This is a genomic window from Coprobacter sp., from assembly GCF_982436375.1.
Genome location: NZ_CEWDCG010000187.1, coordinates 1 through 6,039 on the forward strand (window position 1 = coordinate 1; position 6,039 = coordinate 6,039).

Annotated in this window: 5 protein-coding genes and 1 tRNA gene; 5 read left to right on the top strand and 1 reads right to left on the bottom strand. The window is 35.4% G+C overall.

Annotation, left to right across the window (positions count from 1 at the left end; all coding sequences use genetic code 11):
* The 5 genes from rpsU to AC1WHX_RS09905 form a co-directional block, all read left to right on the top strand.
* On the top strand, positions 1-180 hold a 180-nt coding region (rpsU, locus tag AC1WHX_RS09885), incomplete at its 5' end, for a 30S ribosomal protein S21 (RefSeq protein ID WP_481229260.1).
* A 73-nt stretch (positions 181-253) separates the two neighbouring features.
* Positions 254-1,165: a tyrosine-type recombinase/integrase gene (locus tag AC1WHX_RS09890; RefSeq protein WP_303115704.1), complete on the top strand. Its 912-nt coding sequence runs from the start codon at positions 254-256 to the stop codon at positions 1,163-1,165.
* Complete coding sequence (gene hpf, locus AC1WHX_RS09895; protein WP_009318004.1) at positions 1,155-1,457, top strand: ribosome hibernation-promoting factor, HPF/YfiA family; 303 nt, start codon at positions 1,155-1,157, stop codon at positions 1,455-1,457. The genes AC1WHX_RS09890 and hpf overlap by 11 nt, the downstream gene beginning before the upstream one ends.
* A 93-nt stretch (positions 1,458-1,550) precedes the next feature.
* Positions 1,551-1,624, top strand: a tRNA-Thr gene (locus tag AC1WHX_RS09900).
* 375 nt (positions 1,625-1,999) lie between these two features.
* The gene (locus AC1WHX_RS09905; RefSeq protein ID WP_122338441.1) at positions 2,000-3,247 is read left to right on the top strand and encodes a T9SS type A sorting domain-containing protein; all 1,248 of its coding nucleotides are present in this window, start codon (positions 2,000-2,002) and stop codon (positions 3,245-3,247) included.
* 200 nt (positions 3,248-3,447) lie between these two features.
* On the opposite strand, the gene AC1WHX_RS09910 is transcribed toward AC1WHX_RS09905, so the two are convergent.
* Positions 3,448-5,976: a Kelch repeat-containing protein gene (locus tag AC1WHX_RS09910; protein WP_278585877.1), complete on the bottom strand. Its 2,529-nt coding sequence runs from the start codon at positions 5,974-5,976 to the stop codon at positions 3,448-3,450.
* Positions 5,977-6,039 lie beyond the last annotated feature (63 nt).

A 6,039-nucleotide genomic window follows, 5' to 3' on the forward strand; every position in this document is an offset into this window, starting at 1 on the left:
CCAGTAAAAGAAGGCGAAAACATTGAAAAGGCATTGAAGAAATTCAAAAGAAAATTTGAGAAAACCGGTGTGATTAAAGAACTTAGAAACAGACAAGCATTTGAAAAACCTTCGGTTGCTAATCGTAAAAAAATAATGCGCGCCATTTATATTCAGAAATTGCAACAAGTGGAGGAATAAAAACATTCTCTTTAGTTGGAAGATTGAATTCTTTTTTTTACATTCGTAGCGTAAGTCAAAAGCTACGCTCTTTATGTGTATTGAATCATTTCTAAGATATATTCGGTATGAGAAGAACTTTTCTTCCCATACCGTTCTGTCTTATAGAAATGATTTGTTGCAGTTTGTAGACTATTATGTTGCTTGTAAGGACGAAAGGTTTGCTCCCAAATCTGTAGACCAGGATCTGGTTCGAAATTGGATTGTGTATTTGGTCGAAAAGGGGAGGATGCCTCGGTCTATTAGTCGTAAAGTCTCTGCATTGCGTTCGTTCTTTAAATTTTTGGTCAAAGAGGGAATTATTCCTTTTACGCCTGTACAGAATATTCAGTTGCCTAAGATTAGTAAACCGTTACCTGCTTTTTTAAAAGAAGAAGAGATGGATTTGCTATTGGATGGTATTGATTTCGGAGATGACTTTCGAGGTGTTAGGGATAAGTTGATTATAAATATGTTTTATTCTACCGGTATTCGTCGTGGAGAGTTGATCGAGTTACGAGATGCGGATGTGGATATTTATATGTCTGCAATGAAGGTTACAGGGAAACGTAATAAACAACGAATTATTCCTTTTGGGGAGGAACTCCGTATTCAGATAGAGGGGTACCGAAGTGTTAGGGACAGAGATGTGAAGGGGGAACATAAGACTTTTTTTGTAAAAGAAGATGGGCAGCCTCTTTATCCTGAGCTTGTATACAGGATCGTGACTCGTTATTTGAATATGGTAAGTACGTTGACCAAAAAAAGTCCCCATGTGTTGCGTCACACATTTGCTTCGGCAATGCTGAACAACGGGGCGGAATTGAACAGTATAAAAGAGTTGCTTGGGCATAGTTCTTTAGCTTCGACGGAAGTGTATACGCATATTACGTTCGAAGAATTAAAACAAAGTTATAAACAGGCTCATCCTCGAGCCGAAAAAAAAGGAGGGCGTTATGAAAATTAGTATTCAATCGATTCATTTTGATGCTTCGGCACAGCTCGAAAGTTTTATTCAGAAAAAAGTTGCGAAATTGGGTCAGTACTGTGACGATATTATGTCTGCAGAAGTTGTTTTGAAAGTTGTTAAGCCCGAGACCGCTCAAAATAAAGAGGCTTCTATCAAATTGTTGGTTCCGAAGTCTGATGACATTTTCTCAAGTAAAGTTGCAGATACGTTTGAGGAAGCTGTAGATGTGGCTGTAGACGCTTTGGTAAAGCAGTTGCAGAAAATGAAAGAAAAAATGAGAGCTAAATAAAAAAAGAGTCTAATATTTTTGTAGTTTAAAATTTATCGCTAAATTTGCACCCGTTTCGCATTGGATCGACGGTGACGTTGATGGGTGCAATTTGCCGATGTAGCTCAGTTGGCCAGAGCACGTGATTTGTAATCTCGGGGTCGTGGGTTCGAATCCCTCTATCGGCTCAAAAGACAGCTTTAAAGTTGTCTTTTTTTATTTTACCCCCCCTAATGAGCTTATCTAATTTTTTCGATAAAGAAATTTTAAAACCTGACCGGGACAAAATTCAAACGGCTTCTTGAACCACAAGCTCTTCGATCTTGCTCCATGTCTATTCAAAGGTATGTATCTATTAACTAACGTACAAATGTGCGACAAGTTCTATAACCTCTCTATAATTTCCCTTACAAATCAATCAATAAAAACCTTTCTAAAAACAGGACAAAAGAAAGATTTCCTTTCCTATTCCAATTTATCCACATAAAGCATCAAAAATTCCTATTCCAAAGCATTCGATACAAATACATTTGCATATCGATCATTAACTAAAATTTATATATATGAAAAAGACATTTACTACTTTTCTTGTATTCGCAGCTCTTTCATTAGAAATTAAAGCGCAAACTACGACATGGTCTTTTGAAAATCTCCCTGATGGAACAATTACGGAAAATACACCCATAAACGGATTAGAGATTAATGCCAGTAAAGTGTGGACAGTAGAACCCAATACCAAAACTTTCGGTACTGACCAATATACTAAAAGATTAAAATCCGGTGGAGGAGATCGCTCCCTCACCTTTCCTGTAACCGGACCGGGGACAATCGAAATAGCAGCTCTATCGAGCAGTACCAGTGAACCGGAAAGATCATTCACCATAGAAGGATATACTCTGTTCACAAAAGCTGAAGGAGATGAAAGTACAGATTACATAACTATGAATTATACCGGTCCTGCAACGACTCTTACTCTCACAACCAATGCCGGAATAAACTTTTATGCTATTAGATATACTCCTAACGGAGAAAAACCTGTAATAAGCAATAAATTATGGGATTTATCAACATTTTACAGTGCGACAGGAGAGTTTACAGAAACATGTATAAAAGACGGACTGGTTATATATGTAGGTCCTACACCAGAAGGGTCTTCAAAAACATTAACCATGACTTGGGCCTCCAGTAATAAAAGTTTCAATATCGATGGAACAAAAACCAAATTAGCAGGACAATTAAAAGCCGGAGGCGATTCAAAAATCGATCCTGATACAAATATCCCGGCAAACCGCGTCATAAAATTTAAACCTACTTCGGATGGATCGATCTCCGTAGGTGCAATTACCGGAAGTACGGGACAAAACAGAAATGTTATTATCAGCAAATACAATGCAGGCACAATATCTGTATTAACTACCGGAAACACGAATATTGTAGAAGGAGCTAACGGATTTGAGCCATTCTCAACAGATTACACATATAATGCCGGTGATGAAATTTGGATATATGCAGATAATAATATCCAATATTGGTTTGTACGATTTACCGGAAGTGTAGATCCCGACTTTAATGGTGAATTATCAGGAATTTCGACCAATACGATAGAATCTTATCCTGAAATTGTTATCAGCAACAAAGAAATCCGAGTTACAGAACCAGTCGATATGGAAATATACGCTATATCCGGATATAAAGTTGCCGAGCAAAAAAACACGACTGTTATAACTACTCAAAATATGGGACGTGGTGCATATATCGTAAAATGTACATCGTCAAAAGGGAAAGTCGTTACAAAGAAATTTATAAAATAACGTTACAATTTGCTCAATTGCACTCGGGGGTATCCAAAAAAAACGGATAGCCCCTTTCTCTTATAGTATCAGAATCTTTTTAATGCAAAATCCAGACCAATAAAAATAACATTCCTATAAATAAGTGAAAGCAGCACTACTTTTATGACTACTATTTTATACGTCTAATTCATAACAGAAAAGGTCATTTCACGTCTTTTTTATGCATGTTTCACTTTATCCTGATGTTCTGCAAATTCCAAAATTTGAGCTAAACTATATTTATATTTTTCACCCAATAAAGAGAAATATTCTTTACAGAAATTATCATACGTATTTTTTGCCAGACCTTTTTTCCCAGAATTATACAGAATATAACATTTCATAGTTAAAGCATCCTCATTTAACGAGTCATATAGAAAAATTACATCCGTAAGTTGTAACTTGGTTACATCGTTAGAATCATTTTCCTGCAAAAGTCTATTCAAAAAATCAATAGCAAGGCTCGTATAGTCACTCTTAAATTTATCAACCCAATCTATCTGCGTATGAGGGAGCAAAGGCCCTAACATTAAATAATCAAGCACTTCGGGCAATAACCGTTCTTTTAATTCCGGATGCTCCTTGATCTTTCTTATCTGATCCAATACCCGATAATAATCACAAGACACGTCTTCTCCTAAAGTCAACTTCCAAAATCGATTATCATTATATAGTTGAATATTCCCTATCTCAGAAAGAAGGGTTTTAAGCCGAGTAATGGAAACATTACGATTATTACGTGCCGACTTCTCTTCTTTGTCCGGCCACAAGATTGCTTCTATATTTTTACTGTTTATACCCTTTCCTTCATTTTCGCTATATAATAATATAAGAAGCAGGAGATTCTTCAATATAGGAGTAAAATGTACGGTAATATCCCGTCCCTCCTTGTCTATGATATTAAATCCTCCGAGCAAGTTGATACATTGTCGAGAATTATTTTTCGTCTTATTGGTATGAGGTTGTTCGAATGCATCTGTTTCATGGAGCATATCCTGAAAACGACTTTTTCTCTTTTTTCTCCGATAGATATAAATTGCAATCAGAGACAGCAAAACAATCCCTAATCCAATATAACTTCCCCAACATATCAATTGAGCAGATTTGTCCGGAACTTCCTGCACAATATCAGACTGAGCTATCGGAGGATAATTTATCTCAAATATAGAAATATCAGAACTTCCTGTCTTAAAATTTTTACAAAACAGCGCATACAATTTCGAATCACGTTCTGAATGAAACAATGTATAAAATGTATAATCCGATTCTATTACCGACTGGTTTATAGGGCTCGATGCCTCTTGCAAGTCAGCATGATTTAAAGAAATCTTAAACAAAGTTCCCTTTTGCCAATTGGTCAAGACATAAAAACAAGAATCTGCAGAATTATAAATCATATTTCCACAAGGTAAGAATTGCCGTTTTTCTTTGAATTGCCGAATAAGTTTCGTCTCTTTTGTTTTCAGATTTACAGAATATAAATCATAATATATATGCGGATTCAGTTCTTGCTTGCCAGTTTTACATCCGCGTCCACCGAAAATATAAAGATGATCATCAACGATCACCGATGCAGAAGAATATCTCGGAGGAATCACAATAAGTTTATCATTTTCCCATTCCGCTTTTTCAGGGCTTATTTTGAACAAATCATTTTTATATAAATAAAAACCATATCCTCCAAAAGCAAATATAGAATGTTCTTTTTCATAAAAGGATGTAGTATGATGCCAAAAACCATGTTCCTTGACCGGAGGCGTTTCTTTACTCCAACACTCATTCTCGAACGAAAATTCAGACACGGTACGTTCATCCAAATTATAAGAAACAAGTTTGTTCCTTACCGTATCAAAAATCAGTTGATTCGTACTTCTCGATGCCGGATACCCCCCTTTTACAAGGATGGTACTATCTTTCCCAGACCTTGGATTATAACATATAACCGTTTTATGGTCAGGAACTATGTATATAAGATTTTTTTGAGGATCAAAGGCATATTGGGGATTTGTAAGTTCTGGAAATTCTTTGGAATATAAAAAATCCCATCGTGTATGATTGTCAATAATCCATTCCGGATTTACGGCAATGGCCGGAATATCTTGGATTTCATCATAACAACAATCTATCGTATGCCGTTTAAGTTGCCAATATCGAATCAATTTATTATTGGAATGAATTTTTATATTCCGGACATTCATCGGAGGAATTTCGGCCGATGAGAAATTAGGATGCCTGCATACTCCGAAATAAAGGCTCACTTCTCTCCAATCTTTAAAAGAAAAAGGTATTGCCAGATGTATTTTGTCATAATCTAACAGCACCGAATCTTTCTTCGCAGAGAATCGAATATTCACAAAGAACCATTTATTCAATTCTATTCTATTGGTTATAGGGTATATATTATCATTTATAGAGAGTATAGGATATTGGTTATTTTTCTCATCAGCAATAAAATTGAGCGATATGACATCTTGCGTGTCACTTATTATTTTAAATACAGTACCGAAAATGAACCCATTTCTCAAACTCATATCGAATGAAAGAATAAATTCTTTATTCAGTCTAAAAGGTTTGTTGTTATTAAGAACCAATGCCGTACGCTCCGCACCCATATATTTATGGGATTTAAAATACAATCCATAATTAGGTTCATGTGCATTAAGAAAGAACGACAAGAATATAAAAAATAACAATATTATTTTTCTCATGGTTAAAATGTATTTAATACAAATTCTTTTATTCTGTTCATGAACGTTTATACCCAATAAAAT